The sequence below is a fragment of the Dyella amyloliquefaciens genome, from assembly GCF_004296575.1.
Taxonomy (GTDB): Bacteria; Pseudomonadota; Gammaproteobacteria; order Xanthomonadales; family Rhodanobacteraceae; genus Dyella; species Dyella amyloliquefaciens.
In genome coordinates, this window is sequence record NZ_SAYT01000002.1 from 647,321 (window position 1) to 665,948 (window position 18,628).

An 18,628-nucleotide genomic window follows, 5' to 3' on the forward strand; every position below is an offset into this window, starting at 1 on the left:
CACGATGGTGGGAACATGAAGCGAGCGATAGATATCGCCGTACTGCCGGCCATTCCCGAGCACATCCGTGTGGTTGTGCTCGGAGTGACCGCGCGATTGAAAGGCACGCCGGGCGCCCTGCTCCCCATCCTGCATGGGGTGCAGGACGCGCTGGGTTATGTACCTGAAGAGGCCGTACCCCTCATCGCGCGCGAGATGAATCTCTCGCGCGCCGATGTGCACGGCGTGATCAGTTTCTACCACTACTTTCGGCAGCGGCCCGCAGGGCAGCACGTGATCCACCTGTGCCGTGCGGAATCCTGCCAGGCCATGGGCGCCGTCACGCTCGAGCAACATATCAAGCAACGCCTGGACATAGACTTTCATCAGACCACGGCCGATGGCGCCTATACGCTGGAGCCGGTCTATTGCCTCGGCAACTGCGCGTGCTCGCCGGCGATGATGGTGGATGGCGAGCTCAAGGGTCGCATGACCCCTGCTCGTTTCGACGCCTGGCTCGAGGCGGAGGCGACATGAGCATTACGGTGTACGTGCCATGTGACGCCGGCGCTCTTTCGCTGGGTGCGGAGGCCGTGGCAACCGCCATCGCGGCGGAAGCCTCCCGCCGCGGCGTCGAGGTACGCCTGGTGCGCAACGGCTCACGCGGGATGTATTGGCTCGAGCCTCTGGTGGAGGTCGATTCCCCAGCGGGCCGCCTCGCCTATGGCCCGGTATTGGCCGAGGATGTGCCCGCCTTGTTCGATGCGGATTTCCTGCACGGTGGCGAGCACGCGCTCGCACACGGTCCTACCGAAAATATCGACTACCTGAAAAACCAGCAGCGCCTCACTTTCGAACGGGTGGGCGTGGTCGACCCCCGCAGCCTGGACGACTATCGCGCGCACGGTGGCTACCGCGGCCTCGCCGCCGCACTGCACATAGCTGGCGAAGAGATCGTGCAAACCGTGCTCGATTCCGGCTTGCGGGGACGCGGCGGCGCCGCCTTCCCTGCAGGCATCAAGTGGAAGACCTGCCTCGATGCACCGGCCACGCAGAAATACGTGGTGTGCAACGCAGACGAGGGCGACTCGGGCACCTTCGCCGACCGCATGATCATGGAAGGCGATCCGTTCGTGCTGATCGAAGCCATGACCATCGCCGGTCTAGCCGTCGGCGCTACGTGGGGCTACATCTACCTGCGCGTCGAATACCCGCATGCCCAGCGCGCCCTTGAACACGCCATCGCCACCGCCGAAGCCGCCGGCTATCTGGGCGACGATGTATGCGGCAGCGGCAAGGCCTTCCGTCTTGAAGTCCGGATGGGCGGCGGCGCTTATATCTGCGGCGAGGAAACCTCGTTGCTGGAATCGCTGGAAGGCAAGCGGGGGCAGGTGCGATTCAAGCCGCCCTTGCCTGCGATTGAAGGTCTGTTCGGCAAACCCACGGTCATCAACAACGTGGTGACCTTGGCCTCCGTACCAATCATTCTTGATCGCGGCGCCGGCTATTACCGCGACTATGGCGTGGGCAAATCGCGCGGTACGCTGCCGATCCAATTGGCAGGCAACCTCAAACGGCCAGGTCTGGTCGAGCATGCCTTCGGCCTCACCCTGCGCGATCTGGTGGAAGACTATGGCGGTGGTACCACCAGCGGTCGCCCGATCAGGGCCGTGCAGGTCGGTGGTCCGCTCGGTGCCTATATTCCTACATCCCGTCTCGATACGCCCATCGACTACGAAGCATTCGCCGCCATCGGCGGCATGCTCGGCCATGGCGGCATCGTGGTGTTCGACGACACGGTCGACATGGCCGCGCAGGCGCGCTATGCGATGGAATTCTGCGCCATCGAATCCTGCGGCAAATGCACGCCGTGCCGCATCGGCTCCACGCGCGGCGTCGAGGTCATCGACCGCATGGTCGAGGGCAGCGCGCAGGAACGCGAGCGCAACGAAGTGCTGCTGCGCGACCTGTGCCAGACCATGATCGCCGGCTCGCTTTGTGCGCTCGGCGGCATGGCGCCCTTCCCGGTGCTCAGTGCGCTCGATCATTTCCATGAAGATTTCGCAGGCACGGCCGACAAGGCCGGCGCCTGAGGAGGTAGAACGCCATGCTGTCCATCGTGGAAATCGACTACGGCACGCCCAAGTCCCCATCCGAAACCCTGGTCGAGCTGAACATCGACGGTCGCAGCATCCGCGTGCCGGAAGGCACCTCGGTGATGCGTGCGGCCGCACAGGCGGGTATCGCCATTCCCAAGCTGTGCGCCACCGACATGCTGGAAGCGTTCGGTTCCTGCCGGTTGTGCCTGGTAGAGATCGAGGGGCGCAAGGGTTATCCCGCTTCGTGCACCACGCCCGTCACCGACGGCATGAAGGTGAGCACGCAGACGCCGAAGCTGGCGGAGATACGCCGCGGGGTGATGGAGCTGTACATCTCCGACCACCCGCTCGACTGCCTCACCTGCCCCGCCAACGGCCACTGCGAACTGCAGGACATGGCCGGCGTAGTCGGCTTGCGCGAGGTTCGCTATGGCTATGACGGCGCCAACCATGTTCATGCGAAACAGCAGGACGGTTCGGCCAACCCCTTGTTCGTGGCCAAGGACGAATCCAATCCCTACTTTGCCTTTGATCCTTCCAAGTGCATCGTCTGTTCGCGCTGCGTGCGCGCATGCGAGGAAGTGCAAGGCACCTTTGCGCTGACCATCCAGAATCGCGGCTTCGACTCGAAGGTAGCGGCCAGCCAGGACAATCGCTTCCTTGATTCCGAGTGCGTCTCCTGCGGCGCCTGCGTGCAGGCCTGCCCCACCGCCACGCTGTCGGAAAAGTCGCTGATCGACAAGGGCCAGGCCGAGCACAGCGTGGTCACCACCTGTGCCTACTGCGGCGTGGGCTGCAGCTTCCGCGCGGAGATGAAGGGACAGGACATCGTGCGCATGGTCCCCAACAAGGACGGCCATGCGAACCATGGCCATTCCTGCGTGAAGGGGCGCTTCGCCATCGGTTACGCGTCGCATCCGGACCGCATCACTACGCCGATGATCCGCTCGAAGATCTCCGACCCGTGGCAAGTGGTGAGCTGGAAGCAGGCCATTGCCCACGTCGCCAGCGAGTTCAAGCGCCTGCAGTCGACCTACGGCAAACAAGCCGTTGGCGGCATCACCTCTTCGCGCTGCACCAACGAGGAAACCTACCTCGTACAGAAGCTGGTACGCGCGGGCTTCGGCAACAACAACGTGGATACCTGCGCGCGCGTCTGCCATTCGCCCACCGGCTACGGGCTCAAGTCCACCATCGGCGAATCGGCCGGCACCCAGGATTTCGACTCGATCGAATCGACCGACGTGGTGCTGGTGATCGGCGCGAACCCCACCGACGCACACCCGGTATTCGGTTCGCAGATGAAGCGGCGGCTGCGCCAGGGCGCCAAATTGATCGTGATCGATCCGCGCCGCATCGATCTGGTGCGCACGCCGCATGTTGAAGCGAAGTTCCATCTCAAGATCCGCCCCGGCACCAATGTCGCCATGCTCAACAGCCTGGCCCATGTGATCGTGACCGAGGGACTGGTGGCCGAGGCCTTCGTGGCCAATCGCTGCGAGCCCGAAGCCTTCGCCAAGTGGCGTGCGTTCGTGGCACAGGACAAATACAGCCCCGAGGCAATGGCGGAAGTGACCGGCGTACCCGCGGACCAGGTGCGTGGCGCAGCCCGGCTGTACGCCACCGGCGGCAATGCCGCGATCTATTACGGACTCGGCGTCACCGAACACGCCCAGGGCTCCACGGCGGTGATGGGCATCGCCAATCTCGCCATGGCCACCGGCAACATCGGTCGCGAAGGCGTGGGCGTCAACCCGTTGCGCGGTCAGAACAATGTGCAGGGTTCGTGCGACATGGGTTCGTTCCCCCATGAGTTCACCGCCTATCGCCACGTGAGCGACGACGCGGTACGCCACAGCTTCGAGGAAGCCTGGGGCGTGACGCTGCTGGCCGAGCCGGGACTGCGCATCCCCAACATGTTCGAAGCCGCGCTGGACGGCAGCTTCAAGGGTCTTTACATCGAAGGCGAGGACATCGCCCAGTCCGATCCGGATACCCAGCACGTTACCGCGGCGCTCACCTCGATGGAGTGCATCGTGGTGCAGGATCTGTTCCTCAACGAAACGGCCAAGTTCGCGCACGTCTTCCTGCCGGGCAGCTCCTTCCTGGAGAAGGACGGCACCTTCACCAACGCGGAGCGGCGCGTCTCGCGCGTACGCAAGGTGATGGAGCCCAAGGGCGGCTATGCGGACTGGGAGGTTACCCAGCTGCTGGCCCAGGCGATGGGCTATCCGATGCACTACACGCATGCTTCGGAGATCATGGACGAGATCGCCCGCCTCACCCCGACGTTTCAGGGCATCAGCTTCGCCAAGCTCGACGAGTTGGGTTCCGTCCAGTGGCCGTGCAACGAAGAGCATCCCCTTGGTACGCCAGTGATGCACGTGGACGAGTTCGTCCGCGGCAAGGGGCGTTTCATGCTGACCGAGTACGTGCCGACCACCGAGAAGGTCAACGCCGAACATCCGCTGATCCTCACCACGGGCCGCATCCTCAGCCAGTACAACGTGGGCGCGCAGACACGGCGAACCGCCAACGTGATGTGGCACGACGAAGACCGCCTGGAGATCCATCCGCACGACGCCGAAGAACGCGGCATCGCCAACGACGACTGGGTTGGCATTACCAGCCGTTCGGGCGAGACCGTACTGCGCGCGCTGATTTCCGAACGCATGCAGCCGGGCGTGGTCTACACCACGTTCCACTTCCCCGGCTCCGGCGCCAACGTCATCACCACCGACAACTCGGACTGGGCGACCAACTGCCCCGAATACAAGGTAACGGCCGTACAGGTCACCCGCGTCACCCAGCCGTCCGAATGGCAGCGGCGCTACCGCGCCTTTAGCGAGACGCAGGAAGGCCTGCTCGCCCCATCGGTGAAGCCCGCTTGACCACGCCCGAGCAAGAGGAACGCGCGAAGGGATACGTGACCCGGCCGGTCGATCGCTGGCGCGACGGTGCGTCCACGCACGAGAGCGACTTCGTCGCCGAGGAAGTGCCCGTTGCGATGGTCTACAACGGGGTGACCTTCGCCGTGATGATGGCCACTCCGCACGACCTCGACGATTTCGCGCTGGGCTTTTCGCTCAGCGAAGGCCTCATCAACGATCCCTCGCAACTGCTCCAGCTGGAAAACCACGCGCTCATCGAAGGCATCGAACTGGCCATGCGGGTCACCGACAATGCATCGGGAGCACGCATCGGCAAGGAGCGCGAACGCCTGCTGCCGGGCCGCAGCGGCTGCGGCATTTGCGGCATGCGCGACCTTGAAAACGTGATCCGTCACGACCATCCGGTCGGCACGGGTCAGGCCATTACGCGGGAGGCGCTGGAAGAAGCCCAGCGCCAGCTGCAATCCCGCCAGCCGATGAATGCCGCCACCGGCGCGGTCCATGCTGCCGCCTGGGCGGACTGTTCGGGCAGCGTGCTGCTGGTGCGCGAAGACGTCGGCCGCCACAACGCGCTGGACAAGCTGATCGGCGCCATGCGTCGCGGTGGCTTTGATCCCAACGACGGCATGGCACTCGTGACCAGCCGGGCCAGCTACGAAATGGTGACCAAGGCCACCAGTGCCGGCATCACGATACTGGCGGCCATCTCGGCTCCTACCGCACTGGCGATCGAACTGGCGCGCAGCGCGGGCATCACCCTGGTGGGCTTCACCCGGCCGGGCAGCCACAACGTCTACACTCACCCGGATCGCCTGCAACCGCCGGCGAAGCAAGAGACGCCATGAGAATCGAGCGACTGGTCACCATGGCCAACGACATCGCGACCTACTTCACCACGGAGCCTGATCACGCTGCCGCCGTGATGAGCGTGCGCGATCACCTGAAACGCTACTGGGATCCCGCGATGCGGCGGCAGATCAAGGCTCATCTCGCGCAAGGCGGTGAAGGGCTGATGCCGTTGGCCAGGGAAGCCATCGCCGAACTGGAAGCACCGCCGGCGTAACGCCAGCTCTCCCGAGCCAAGGCCGCGCACAACCTTCATGCTGGACACTACACTGCGGAACCGGCTGCCCCAGGCATCTGTCGGCCGTTAGCGAACACCGTTAGGTACCGCACCTCCCAACGACTCGCCCTGCCCTCGATCCATGCACGTGCACTCGGCACGGTCGTCCAGCAACTCCATCTGGAAAAGCGCTGCCGCGCGGATTGGTGCGCGCTCGCCACGCGGATCGCGGCGACTCCCTTACTCGCGACGCGGTTCCACGCAGCACTCGCGTGTCTGAATGCGTGGATGTGGTTCGAACTTCGTCCGACGCGCTCGGCTCATCATCGTCATACCAAGTCGCGCGAATTCACACTGCTTTCACTGCAAAAGTCAGCTCGCTGCGTACACTAGTCTCCATTCGTGCGATCCGCTTCATGCAGGTTCTCGCCATAGACGCGTACCGATCTCGCATGATCCGTGTGAGAGCTTCTTACTCGTGAGGTGTGCATGGAAACACCACCGAAAGCGGGTCTGAAACGCCAGGAGAGGAACACGTTCCTCCTGCTCGCCGTTGTCCTTTTTCCCGTAGTGGCTGTGATGTTCGTCGCCACCTACGGGTTCATCGTCTGGTTCTGGCAAATGTTCGTCAGCGGCCCACCGGGCCACTGACGCGATGGCGTGCGAGCAACGGCTTATCTGCAAGAGGGGAAGCCATGAAAGGCGAACAGCACATATCAAGCCTGGTCGTTCTGCACCGTCCGGAAAGCGCGGCGATAGTGCGCGAATTCACCGCGGCGCATGACGCCCTGGACATCGCCGCCGAAGGCGATAGCCGCTGCGTGCTGTTGTGCGAGACGGACAATCAGCGCGCCATCGTCGATCACATCGATGCACTGACCCTGCTTCCGGGCGTCATCAACGTGTCGCTGGTCTACCACCATGTCGAGTCTGCCGACGAACTCGACAAGCCCGCCATGACCATGAAATCGCATCAGGGAGCCGACGTATGACACCGACCATGACGCGACGCGAGTTCATACGCAATACGGCCGTCGCGATTGCTGCGAATGTCGCCGGCCTCGCGCTCCCGGCAAGCGCCACCAACGTATTGCTCGAAGGCGACCTCACCCAGCTCAAATGGAGCAAGGCGCCCTGCCGCTTCTGCGGCACGGGCTGCGGCGTCAACGTGGCCGTCAAGGACGGTCGCGTGGTGGCCACCCATGGCGACGTCCATGCCGAGGTGAACCGCGGCCTCAATTGCGTGAAGGGGTATTTCCTCTCCAAGATCATGTACGGCAACGACCGCCTGACGCAGCCACTGCTGCGCAAGAAAGACGGTGCCTATGCCAAGGACGGCGAGTTCACGCCCGTATCCTGGGACGAAGCTTTCGACGTGATGGCCGCGCAATTCAAGCGTGTGCTCAAGGACAAGGGCCCCGGCTCGGTCGGCATGTTCGGCTCCGGACAATGGACCATCTGGGAAGGCTATGCCGCGAACAAGCTGTTCAAGGCAGGCTTCCGCAGCAACAACCTCGACCCCAACGCGCGTCACTGCATGGCATCGGCCGTGATGGGGTTCATGCGTACGTTCGGCATGGATGAGCCGATGGGTTGCTATGACGACATCGAGGCCACCGACGCATTCGTGCTTTGGGGCTCGAACATGGCCGAGATGCATCCCATCCTGTGGACGCGCGTCACGGACCGCCGCCTGTCCAATCCCCACGTGAAAGTGGCGGTGCTTTCCACCTTCGAGCATCGCAGCTTCGAGTTGGCGGATATCCCGATCATCTTCACGCCGCAGACCGACCTGGTGATCCTCAACTACATCGCCAACTACATCATCAAAAACGGCAAGGTCAACAAGGATTTCGTCAACCAGCACACCACGTTCAAGCGCGGCGTCACCGACATCGGCTATGGCCTGCGTCCCGACAACCCGCTGGAGATGAAGGCGAAGAACGCGAAGGATCCGACTGCCAGCGACCCGATCGACTTCGAGCAGTTCGCCGCCTTCGTGGCGCCGTACACGCTGGAAAAAGCGGTCGAGATGACCGGCGTCGAAAAGGGCTGGCTGGAACAGCTCGCCGAGCTGTATGCCGACCCCAATACCAAGGTCGTCTCCTTCTGGACCATGGGCTTCAACCAGCACACGCGCGGCGTGTGGGCCAACAACATGGTCTACAACCTGCATCTGCTGACCGGCAAGATCTCCATGCCGGGCAACAGCCCCTTCTCGCTGACCGGACAGCCCTCCGCCTGCGGTACCGCGCGCGAGGTGGGCACCTTCAGCCATCGCCTGCCGGCCGACATGCTGGTGGCCAACCCCGAGCACCGCAAACACGCCGAGGAAATCTGGAACATTCCGCACGGCATCATCCAGCCCAAGCCCGGCTTCCACGCGGTGGAGCAGAACCGCAAGCTGCGTGACGGCGTGCTCAACGCCTACTGGGTGCAGGTGAACAACAACATGCAGGCCGGTGCGAACCTGATGCAGGAGACGTATCCGGGCTATCGCGATCCGCGCAACTTCATCGTGGTATCGGATGCCTACCCCACCGTCACCGCCCAGTCCGCCGATCTCATCCTTCCCGCCGCGATGTGGGTCGAGAAGGAAGGCGCCTACGGCAATGCCGAACGACGCACGCAGTTCTGGCACCAGCTGGTGAAGGCGCCCGGCGAAGCGAAGTCGGACCTGTGGCAGCTGATGGAATTTTCCAAGCGCTTCACCACCGACGAATGCTGGCCGGCGGACCTGCTGGCCGCGAACCCGCAATACAAGGGCAAGACCTTGTTCGAGGTGCTGTTCAAGAACGGCAAGGTCGACAAATTTCCCACCTCGGAAATCGAGGCCGGCTACGACAACGACGAATCGGCGGCCTTCGGCTTCTATGTGCAGAAGGGCCTGTTCGAGGAGTATGCCGAGTTCGGCCGCGGCCACGGCCACGACCTGGCGCCGTTCGACGCCTATCACCAGGCGCGCGGCCTGCGCTGGCCTGTAGTCGATGGCCATGAAACGCTGTGGCGCTATCGCGAAGGCACGGATCCTTACGTCAAGGCCGGTACCGGCTTCCAGTTCTACGGCAACAAGGACGGTCGCGCCGTGATCTGGGCATTGCCCTACGAGCCGCCCGCCGAAAGCCCGGACAAGGAATTCGATCTCTGGCTGGTCACCGGCCGCGTGCTGGAGCACTGGCATTCCGGCTCGATGACGATGCGCGTGCCCGAGCTTTATCGCGCGTTCCCCGAGGCCGTGGTGTTCATGAACCCCGACGACGCGAAAGCGCGCGGCTTCAAGCGTGGCGACGAGGTACGCGTGATATCGCGTCGTGGCGACATGCGTTCGCGCATCGAGACGCGCGGACGCAACCGCATGCCGACCGGCGTGGTGTTCGTGCCGTGGTTTGACGCAGGCCAACTGATCAACAAGGTCACGCTCGACGCGACCGATCCCATATCCAAGCAGACCGACTACAAGAAGTGTGCGGTCAAGGTCGTGGCTGTCTAAGGGGACATCGATATGCGCGACAAACCTCTCATCGCCATTGGCCTGCTGGTACTGATCGTCGTGGCCGCCGTGGCCTTCATGGCGGGCAGGAAAGCAGCCAACACCCCGCCGCCGGTAACCGCGACGGCGGCCACCTCTGCCAACCTGCCGTCACCCGGCGCCAAACCCGCCGCGGAGGAAGCGCCACAGGGCAACCAGATCGATGCCATGAGGCGCGGTATCCCGGTCAATCAGGAAGGCGCGGTACCGTCGCTGGCCCATGTGGAAAACGCCGATATCAAACGCAATCGCGCCTACCCCATGCAGCCGCCGACCATCCCGCACTCCATCGACAACTACCAGGTCGACAAGAACTCCAACCGCTGCCTGCTGTGCCATGCACGCGCCAATGCGGACAAGTTCCAGGCGCCCCCTGTCAGCGTGACCCACTACATGGATCGCGACGACCAGTTCCTGGCGACCATCTCCCCGCGACGCTACTTCTGCAACCAGTGTCACGTGGTGCAAACAGATGCCAAGCCTTTGGTCGCCAACAACTTCAAGGATATCGACACCATCCTGTCCGAACAGCCCGAGCATAAGGCGAACTGACCATGTGGACACGGATCAAGTCGTGGGCTATCGCCTTCTGGCGGACCATGCGCCGACCCAGCGTGCACTACAGCCTGGGCTTCCTCACGCTGGGAGGATTCGTCGCCGGCCTGCTGTTCTGGGGCGCGTTCAATACCGCATTGGAAGCGACCAACACGGAAGCGTTCTGCACCGGTTGTCACGAGATGCACGACAACGTGTTCCAGGAACTGAAGTCCACCATCCACTACAGCAACCGCTCGGGCGTACGCGCCACCTGCCCCGACTGCCATGTGCCGCACAACTGGACGGACAAGATCGCGCGCAAGATGCAGGCCTCCAAGGAGGTATGGGGCAAGATCTTCGGCACGATCGACACCCGCGAAAAATTCCTCGACCACCGCCTGGAACTGGCCGAGCACGAATGGGCGCGATTAAAAGCCAACGACTCGCTGGAATGCCGCAACTGCCACAACTACGCCTCGATGGATCTCACGCGGCAATCGAGCCGCGCGGCGGAAATCCACAAGCGCTGGCTGGGCTCAGGTGAAAAGACCTGCATCGATTGTCACAAGGGCATCGCCCATCATCTGCCTGACATGGCGGGAGTGCCGCAGGGCTGAGCGTTGGTGAGAGGACCAAACCCAAGGCGGGTTTGGTCCGTCCCGGGGACAACCTAGCCCATCTTGCCCAGCACGCTTTGCATCTCTTCAGCGGAGAACGCGCGCATGGTTTCGGATCGGGTATTCCCGGCCGCCGCGATGGTCAGGCCGAACGCCGTTGCGGACTGCTCATCGGGGGCATCGATGATGGTCACCAGGTCGTATTGCCCAAGCGTCCAATAGATGCCCTGGACGGTGGCGCCGAATTTCGCCGCGACGCCTTTCACGGCGTCCGCCCGTTTGGTGGTGTCCTTGATCGCCCGCATGCCCTGATCGGTCAGGTGCGTGAGCGAGATATATGTCGCCATGCTGGTTCTCCTGTCTGGATCCAACGTGAGAAAGGAACGCGATGGGCGGCACAGGCACAGCGCTTGTCCCGTGGCGCCGGTCTGCGGCTTGCCAGGGACGGGGCACCCCCGGTGACGCGGCAGTCGCGCAACCGGGACCAACGGGAGGGGACTATAAGGGCGCCTTCTCCGCCGCCGCGTGAAGACGACGCCGGCAGGTCGAAAGCGGCGATCACGCGTGAGGCGGCCCCTTCAGCTCGATCATGTTGCCCTGAGGGTCATACAGGTAGATCGACGGGCCTTCGCCCTTGGCGCCGTAGCGGGAACCGATCTCGCCCACCCGCACGCCATGGGCCTTGAGGTGGGACACGATGGTCGCTTCGTCGTAGTTCTCTACCTGCAGGCACAGATGATCCATGTTGTGCCCTTCCGCCCCCGGTCCCGCGCCACCCAGCCGGCCGAGCTTGCTGTCCAGCACCACCAGATCGATCAGCGAGTCGCCGGCGCGCAGCTGGACCAGGCCGATCTCGTCCTGCCTGCGTTCCTCGCGGCAACCGAGCACATCGCAATAGAAGCGCTGCATGGCTGGCAGGTCGCCCACGCGCAGCACCACATGATCGATCCGGGTTAATTGGAAGGGAGGGGTCATGGCGCTTACCGGGGCTGGGGGCGACCATCTTACGCGGGGTGAGACTCGAGCCGCACCGCGACTGAAGCCGAGGCTCCGGAGGGAGGCAAAGCGGGTCCGGGCACCTTATAATCGTGGTTTAGCGTGTGGTGGGAGAAGCGGTGCGAACCGCTGCCGAAGGCGCAAAAGCCCGTAATCGCTCAGGCCCCATACCATCACTCGTACCAACACTCTGGAGAGACCGGTCAAGAGTCGCTAACAAAACTACTGCGCGTCCCCGAGGCGGGCGCGGTCGGTGCTCGGAATCCTCATGTACACCTTAAGTACTTTCCGGTTCCTGCGTGCCGCCCACACCCACCTCGAGAACGCTCGCTACGTTTTGTTAGCGACTCTGAAATCCGGCGCCGAAGGGGCACGAAGCGCAAGCTTCCAAACTCTCAGGCAAAAGGACAGAGGGGCGCTTCACGTGCGGCTTGCACGTCCGGCCGTCATTGGTCCCGCTCCTCTATTGCCATCCCGGAAGCCCCTGCCATGAGTCAGAACGCCCATCCTTCGCTGCGCGACCTCGAGCACCACGACGCCTTCATCGAGCGTCATATCGGCCCCAACGACGCGGAAATCGCCACCATGCTGGGCGTGGTCGGCTACGACTCGCTTGAGGCCATGACCGATGCCATCGTGCCGGGCAAGATCAAGTCGCCGGCCCCGCTCGCCCTGCCCGCGCCGATCACCGAAGTCGAAGCGATCGCCAAGATCCGCGCCATCGCCGACAAAAACCAGGTGTTCCGCAGCTTCATAGGCCAGGGCTATTACGGCACGCTGACCCCGAACGTCATCCTGCGCAACATCCTCGAGAACCCGGCGTGGTACACGGCCTATACGCCGTACCAGGCGGAAATCTCGCAGGGCCGCATGGAAGCGCTGATCAACTTCCAGACCATGTGCGCCGACCTCACCGGCATGGAGATCGCCAACGCGTCCCTGCTCGATGAAGGCACTGCCGCCGCCGAGGCCATGACCCTGGCCAAGCGCTCGGCCAAGTCCAAGTCCAACGTGTTCTTCGTTTCCAATGCCGTGCATCCGCAGACGCTGGAAGTGATCAAGACCCGCGCCGAGGCGATGGGCATCGACCTGCACATCGGCGACGACAGCGAAGCCACCACGGTCGAAAGCTACGGCGTGCTGCTGCAGTACCCCAACACCTTCGGCCGCATCAACGACTACAAGGCCCTGGCCGACACGGTGCACGCGCGCCAAGGCGTGGTCTGCGTGGCCACCGACCTGCTCGCCCTCACCCTGATCGCCTCGCCGGGCGAATGGGGCGCGGACATCGTGGTCGGCAACACCCAGCGCTTCGGCGTGCCGTTCGGCTTCGGCGGCCCGCATGCCGCCTTCATGGCTTGCCGCGACAGCTACAAGCGCTCGATGCCGGGCCGCCTGATCGGCGTCTCCATCGACGCCGAGGGCAAGCCGGCCTACCGCCTCACCCTGCAGACCCGCGAGCAGCACATCCGCCGCGAGAAGGCCACCTCCAACATCTGTACCGCGCAGGTGCTGCTGGCCGTGATGGCCAGCATGTACGCCGTGTACCACGGTCCGGAAGGCCTCACGCGCATCGCCCGTCGCGTGCATCGTCTGGCCTCGATCCTGTTCGTGGCGCTGCGCCAGGCTGGCGTCACCGCTGGCCCCGACTTCTTCGACACGCTGCACGTGACCGGCGTGGATGCCGCCGCCGTGCACGCCAAGGCACGGGCCGCCGGTATCAACCTGCGAGCGATCGACGCGAACAGCGTCAGCGTCAGCCTGGACGAAACCACCACGCGTGCTGACGTTGTCGCGCTCGCCGCCGTGTTCGGCGCCGCCATCGCCGACATCGATGCGCTCGATGCCCAGGTGCACGATGCACTGCCGCGCGATCTGGTCCGCAAGACCAAGTTCCTGACCCACCCGGCCTTCAACACGCACCACAGCGAGCACGAACTGCTGCGCTACATGCGTTCGCTGGCCGACAAGGACCTGGCGATGGATCGCACCATGATCCCGCTGGGCAGCTGCACCATGAAGCTCAACGCCACCGCCGAGATGATCCCGGTGACGTGGCCCGAGTTCGCCAACATCCATCCGCTGGCCCCGGCCGACCAGGCCACCGGCTACAAGCAGCTGATCGACGAGCTGGAAGCGATGCTGGTGGAATGCACCGGCTATGACGCGGTGAGCCTGCAGCCGAACTCCGGCGCGCAGGGCGAATACGCCGGCCTGCTGGCGATCCGCGCCTACCACCGCTCGCGCGGCCAGGGCCATCGCGACATCTGCCTGATTCCCGAGTCGGCCCACGGCACCAACCCGGCCTCCGCGCAGATGTGCGGCATGCAGGTGGTGGTGACCAAGTGCGATGCGAATGGCAACGTGGATGTCGAAGACATCCAGCGCGCCGCGGAGAAGTTCAGCGACCGCCTCGCCGCCCTGATGATCACCTACCCGTCCACGCACGGCGTGTTCGAGGAAGACATCGTCAGGATCTGCGAGATCGTGCACGAGCACGGCGGTCAGGTGTACACCGACGGCGCCAACATGAACGCGCTGGTCGGCGTCGCCAAGCCGGGCAAGTGGGGTTCGGACGTCTCGCACCTCAACCTGCACAAGACCTTCTGCATCCCGCACGGCGGTGGCGGCCCGGGCGTCGGCCCGTGCGCGGTGAAGTCGCATCTGGCCCCGTTCCTGCCGGGTACCTACGGTGCTGAAAGCACCGTAGGCATGGTGAGTGCTGCCAGCTTCGGCTCGGCCTCGATCCTGCCGATCAGCTGGATGTACATCACCATGATGGGCGCCGCCGGCCTGCGCCGTGCCACCCAGGTGGCCCTGCTCAACGCCAACTACATCGCCAAGCGCCTTGCGCCGCACTACGAGACGCTCTACACCGGCCGCAACGGCCTGGTGGCGCATGAGTGCATCCTCGACGTGCGCCCGATCAAGGACGCCACCGGCATCGGCGCCGAAGACGTGGCCAAACGCCTGATTGACTTCGGCTTCCACGCACCGACGCTGAGCTTCCCGGTTGCGGGCACGCTGATGGTCGAGCCGACCGAAAGCGAATCGCAGTACGAGCTAGACCGCTTCATCGACGCGATGATCCAGATCCGCGACGAAATCCGCGCCATCGAAAGCGGCAAGCTCGATCGCGAAGACAACCCGCTCAAGCATGCGCCGCACACCGCCGTGATGGTGTCGGCGTCGGAGTGGACGCACGCCTACACCCGCGAACTGGCCGCCTTCCCGCTGCCCAGCCTGAAGTTCCAGAAGTACTGGTCGCCAGTGGCCCGCGTGGACAACGTCTACGGCGACAAGAACGTGTTCTGCAGCTGCGTGCCGGTGGAAGCGTTCAAGGGCGAGATCGAGGCGTTCAGCGAGCCGAACGTGGCGTAAGCACGTTCACGCTGTGATGAACGAAAAGGGCTCCGCATGCGGAGCCCTTTTCATTTGCACGCTTCAGCGCTGCTATACGTCGTTCGCTCAGGCGTCCTGAGTTGCGCCCTGCTGCAACAAAGCAGCGTCCTTGAGGCGGTGGTAGGCAAACGTACCGCGGACACCCGTGATAAAGGCCAGCAACAGGCATACCGCCACGACAATGCCGAACCCGAGGTTCAATGGCTGCGTGGCGAACTGGATGATCTTCTCGATCAGGAACAACACCAGGCCAATCACGGCGAAACTCTTGGAGCGCGCGCGGATACGCCAGGCAATCACGGCGAATGCCGCGGCGTCCGCATAGGCCGTCGCATCGATGCCAGCAATCGATTTTCCAGCGGTTATGGCGACGGTCGCAATGAGCACGGTAACCACCGCGCACACCACCGCTGCCCAGAAACCTTGATTCGAAGCCTGCTCCGCATCGGCGAGATTGCCGATCTCCGGCCAATACCAGCGTTCCGGCTTGCTGCTCCTAGCCACGTTAGTTTCCCCTGTCACATTGAGTGCCAGCGGCGCCCTCCGCGCCGTGGTCGAGCCGATGTTAGCGATTCGACGGGACTGGCGGTACGGAAAGCCTCGCCCAGTCTCTCTTCGCTACTGGGGACTCCTTTCGATGCGCGGACGGGAGAGGGATTAGCACAGATGTGAGCGGAGGAACCCTTCTCCTTCTGGGAGAAGGTGGCGGCAGCCGGATGAGGGTACGGGCGGAGCGAATCATGAAGGCCCGCGCAAGCCCCGCACCCTCTCCCCAACCCCTCTCCCGATGGGAGAGGGGCTTTTCGGGCTTCAGGCGGACGGAAAGATCAGCCGCCGTTCTTCGCCAACCAGGCATCCACCGACGGCAGGCGCTCGTTGCGGACCATCATGCGGTACTTGATGTTGGCCACGGCGGTCTCCGCATCGCGACGCGAGCTGGGTGCCAGGTACTTGGTCGCATAGGCATTGATCTTGTCGATCATCGCCTGGTCGAACGAGCTGGCGCCGAGCGTCGGGTAGTAGCGACTGCGCGAGCTGCCGTCCACCACCTTGTCGACCTGTTCGCGATGGGCCATGGCAAAGTCGAAAGCCAGTTCCGGATGCAGGCGCGACACGATGCGGATCATGCCGGCGCTGTTGGTGGCGCCCGGCTCATCCGTCAAGGCGAGATCGAGTGCACGCTTGGCGAGTGCCTCGTCTTCGACCGAAGCGAGCTGTGCGTACAGGCGATCCTTCACCAGCGGCGTCTTCTCGGCCTTGGCGGCGGCGTGCAGCTTGTCCCAGGTAGCGGCGTCGGCGTGGTTGGCAACGATCGCGAGGATGGTCTTGCGCAGTTCGGCCGGCACCGCCTTCGGATCGGTAGCCTGCGCCGCATAGCGGCGACGGGCTTCGTCGATGACCGTGCTGTCGCCCAGAGCGGAGAGCACATTGATCAGGTGGCTGCGCAGGATCGTGGTCGGCACGCTCTCGTTCGGCTTGGCTTCCCAACCCACGTGCGCGAACACCGGCGACAGGCGCTTGATGGCGAACGCGCGGAACGTCGCCTGGCGCTTCGCATCACCGCGATAGTAGTCATTGAGCGCGGCGAGGCTGCCGGCCACTTCGTCCCAGATCTGCGGATCGGCATCGACCGGCGTGGCCTTGGCGAGATCCATGAAATCCGCCACCGGCTGCAGCCCGGCCATGCCCAGCGCCCAGGTGTCGCTCATCACGCCAAGCTGGTCGATCGGCTCGAGCTTGGTGAAGCTGCCCTTGATCGCGGCAACCTGAGCCGGTGCGTACAGCGTGCGGTAGTAACCGCTCTGCCCTGCATTCACCAGCACCGGACCGCAGCCCGGCACGGCCAGCGTACCTTCGCCGTCGACCAGCGTGCGCACCGGCTTGCCGCCGATGCTCTGCGCGGTCACCGGCACGTGCCAGCGCAGCGGCTTCTTGTCCGGGCGATCCTTGGTGAACTCGCCCTGGGTGAGCTTGAGCGTCACCGTGTTGTTCGCACACTCACCCGCTTCCACGCGAATCAGCGGAATGCCCGGCTGCAGGGTGAATTCGTGCGCGATGGTGGTGACCTGCTTGCCCGGCACCACGGCGTCCATGGCATGCCACAGGTCGTCCGACACCGTGTTGCCGTAGGCATGCGCCTTGATGTAGTTGCGCACGCCGGTGCGCCAGTTGTCGGCGCCCACGTAGTTTTCCAGCATGCGGATCACCGATTCGCCCTTGGCATAGGTGATCGAGTCGAACGCCTGGCTGGCCTGCTCCACCGTGTCGATACGCTGCACGACCGGATGCGTGGTGACCACGGCGTCGCGCGACATCGCGCCTTCGCGAATGCCGACCGCATCGAGCTTGGTGTTCCACTCCGGATGCAGGCGGTCGGTGGTACGCGAGGCCATCCACGAGGCGAAGCCTTCGTTGAGCCACAGGTCGTCCCACCAGCGCATGGTCACCAGGTCGCCGAACCACTGGTGCGCCATTTCGTGCGCGGCCGTGTTGAACACTTCCTGCTTGTCCGACTGGGTGGAGATCGACGGATCGAGCAGCAACGCGTATTCGAAGGTGTAGATCGCGCCCCAGTTCTCCATCGCCGAGAAGAACTGGCTGCTGCCCGGCGAAGCAACGTTGTCGAGCTTGGGCAGCGGGTACGGCACGCCGAAGTAGTCGTTGTATTCCTTCAGCACTGCACTGCCGGATTCAAGCGTGAAGGCAGCCTGCGAGGTGAGACCCTTCTGCGTCACCACACCGATCTCCACGCCCTCGGATTTCGTCGTGATGCGGTCGAATTCACCCGTGCCGAAGAACAGCAGGTAGGTCGACATCTTCGGCGAGGTCTGGAACGTGATGTGCGAGAGACCATTGCCGGCATCGGTCTTCGACGCCACCGGCATGTTGCTCACCGCCATGTCGCCGGCGGGCACCGTCACGTCGAGATCAAACGTGGCCTTGTAGTTCGGTTCGTCCCACGAGGGGATGAAGCGACGGGCGTCGGAGTTCTCGAACTGGGTGTAGATCGCGCGCTTCTTGCCGGCCTTGCTGTCGTAGTCGATGGCGAACAGGCCGTTGGCCTGGGTGCCGATCTTGCCGCTGTAGGTCATCGACAGCTGGTACTTGCCCTTGGCGATCGGCTTGTCGAAGGTGAAGGTCGCGGTCTGCGCATCGTTGTCCGTAGTCACCTTCGGCGCCAGGGCGGAGGCGCCCTTGCCGGCCGTGAGCTCCACCTTGCTGAAGCTCATGTCGATGGCATTGAGCGTGATGCTGTTGGTGGGCGCGAGCACTTCCACGTCCACCGTCACCTTGCCGTCGAACGTCAGCGTGGACGCATGCGGCGTGATCGACACGGCGTAGTGCGAAGGACGTACGGCGCGCGGCAGCTGGGTGGTGGTCTGGGCGGTCGGTGCGGCATCGGCAGCCAGCACGGCTCCGGTGAAAGTCACGCCAGCCAGAGCAAGCGCTATGGCGGAAACCAGGCGAGTACGCATGTTGTATCCCCTCGTAGATGGGCCAAGTCGGTGGCCCTG

15 protein-coding genes, 1 other RNA gene and 1 riboswitch are annotated in these 18,628 nt (G+C 63.9%); of the genes, 12 read left to right on the top strand and 4 right to left on the bottom strand.

Annotation, left to right across the window (positions count from 1 at the left end; translation table 11 throughout):
• Positions 1-15 precede the first annotated feature (15 nt).
• The 10 genes from EPB08_RS07440 (at position 16) to EPB08_RS07485 (ending at position 10,715) form a co-directional block, all read left to right on the top strand.
• Entirely contained in the window at positions 16-516 is a 501-nt protein-coding gene (locus EPB08_RS07440) for a formate dehydrogenase subunit gamma (protein WP_130618420.1), read from the top strand.
• Complete coding sequence (locus EPB08_RS07445) at positions 513-2,072, top strand: formate dehydrogenase beta subunit (protein ID WP_130618421.1); 1,560 nt, start codon at positions 513-515, stop codon at positions 2,070-2,072. Before EPB08_RS07440 ends, EPB08_RS07445 begins: the two co-directional genes overlap by 4 nt.
• 14 nt (positions 2,073-2,086) lie before the next feature.
• Complete coding sequence (fdhF, locus tag EPB08_RS07450; protein ID WP_130618422.1) at positions 2,087-4,969, top strand: formate dehydrogenase subunit alpha; 2,883 nt, start codon at positions 2,087-2,089, stop codon at positions 4,967-4,969.
• A 35-nt stretch (positions 4,970-5,004) separates the two neighbouring features.
• A complete protein-coding gene (gene fdhD, locus EPB08_RS07455; RefSeq protein WP_229238245.1) occupies positions 5,005-5,814 on the top strand; it encodes a formate dehydrogenase accessory sulfurtransferase FdhD in 810 nt (269 codons plus the stop codon).
• Positions 5,811-6,032 carry a formate dehydrogenase subunit delta gene (locus tag EPB08_RS07460; protein WP_130618424.1) on the top strand — a complete coding sequence of 74 codons (222 nt, stop codon included), beginning with the start codon at positions 5,811-5,813 and terminating at the stop codon, positions 6,030-6,032. The genes fdhD and EPB08_RS07460 overlap by 4 nt, the downstream gene beginning before the upstream one ends.
• 489 nt (positions 6,033-6,521) lie before the next feature.
• Positions 6,522-6,683: a periplasmic nitrate reductase, NapE protein gene (gene napE / locus EPB08_RS07465; protein WP_130618425.1), complete on the top strand. Its 162-nt coding sequence runs from the start codon at positions 6,522-6,524 to the stop codon at positions 6,681-6,683.
• 44 nt (positions 6,684-6,727) lie between these two features.
• Entirely contained in the window at positions 6,728-7,024 is a 297-nt protein-coding gene (locus tag EPB08_RS07470) for a chaperone NapD (RefSeq protein WP_130618426.1), read from the top strand.
• Positions 7,021-9,522: a periplasmic nitrate reductase subunit alpha gene (napA, locus tag EPB08_RS07475; protein ID WP_205746300.1), complete on the top strand. Its 2,502-nt coding sequence runs from the start codon at positions 7,021-7,023 to the stop codon at positions 9,520-9,522. The genes EPB08_RS07470 and napA overlap by 4 nt, the downstream gene beginning before the upstream one ends.
• 12 nt (positions 9,523-9,534) lie before the next feature.
• A complete protein-coding gene (locus EPB08_RS07480; RefSeq protein ID WP_130618427.1) occupies positions 9,535-10,113 on the top strand; it encodes a nitrate reductase cytochrome c-type subunit in 579 nt (192 codons plus the stop codon).
• Positions 10,114-10,115: 2 nt separating this feature from the next.
• Complete coding sequence (locus tag EPB08_RS07485) at positions 10,116-10,715, top strand: cytochrome c3 family protein (RefSeq protein WP_130618428.1); 600 nt, start codon at positions 10,116-10,118, stop codon at positions 10,713-10,715.
• A 53-nt stretch (positions 10,716-10,768) separates the two neighbouring features.
• Here the strand turns inward: EPB08_RS07485 and EPB08_RS07490 are convergent, their stop codons facing one another.
• Both EPB08_RS07490 and EPB08_RS07495 read right to left on the bottom strand, forming a co-directional pair.
• Entirely contained in the window at positions 10,769-11,062 is a 294-nt protein-coding gene (locus EPB08_RS07490) for a GYD domain-containing protein (protein ID WP_130618429.1), read from the bottom strand.
• Positions 11,063-11,273: 211 nt separating this feature from the next.
• Positions 11,274-11,690: a VOC family protein gene (locus EPB08_RS07495; RefSeq protein WP_130618430.1), complete on the bottom strand. Its 417-nt coding sequence runs from the start codon at positions 11,688-11,690 to the stop codon at positions 11,274-11,276.
• Between the two features lie 119 nt (positions 11,691-11,809).
• A riboswitch (glycine riboswitch) is annotated at positions 11,810-11,894 on the top strand.
• An 85-nt stretch (positions 11,895-11,979) separates the two neighbouring features.
• On the opposite strand from EPB08_RS07495, the gene EPB08_RS21380 reads away from it, so the two are divergent.
• Both EPB08_RS21380 and gcvP read left to right on the top strand, forming a co-directional pair.
• Positions 11,980-12,057, top strand: a non-coding RNA gene (locus EPB08_RS21380) — sX9 sRNA.
• Positions 12,058-12,200: 143 nt separating this feature from the next.
• Complete coding sequence (gene gcvP, locus EPB08_RS07500) at positions 12,201-15,092, top strand: aminomethyl-transferring glycine dehydrogenase (RefSeq protein WP_130618431.1); 2,892 nt, start codon at positions 12,201-12,203, stop codon at positions 15,090-15,092.
• Between the two features lie 87 nt (positions 15,093-15,179).
• Here the strand turns inward: gcvP and EPB08_RS07505 are convergent, their stop codons facing one another.
• On the bottom strand, positions 15,180-15,617 hold the full coding sequence (locus tag EPB08_RS07505; RefSeq protein WP_130618432.1) for a hypothetical protein: 438 nt from the start codon (positions 15,615-15,617) through the stop codon (positions 15,180-15,182).
• 323 nt (positions 15,618-15,940) lie between these two features.
• On the bottom strand, positions 15,941-18,589 hold the full coding sequence (locus EPB08_RS07510; protein WP_130618433.1) for a M1 family metallopeptidase: 2,649 nt from the start codon (positions 18,587-18,589) through the stop codon (positions 15,941-15,943).
• Positions 18,590-18,628 lie beyond the last annotated feature (39 nt).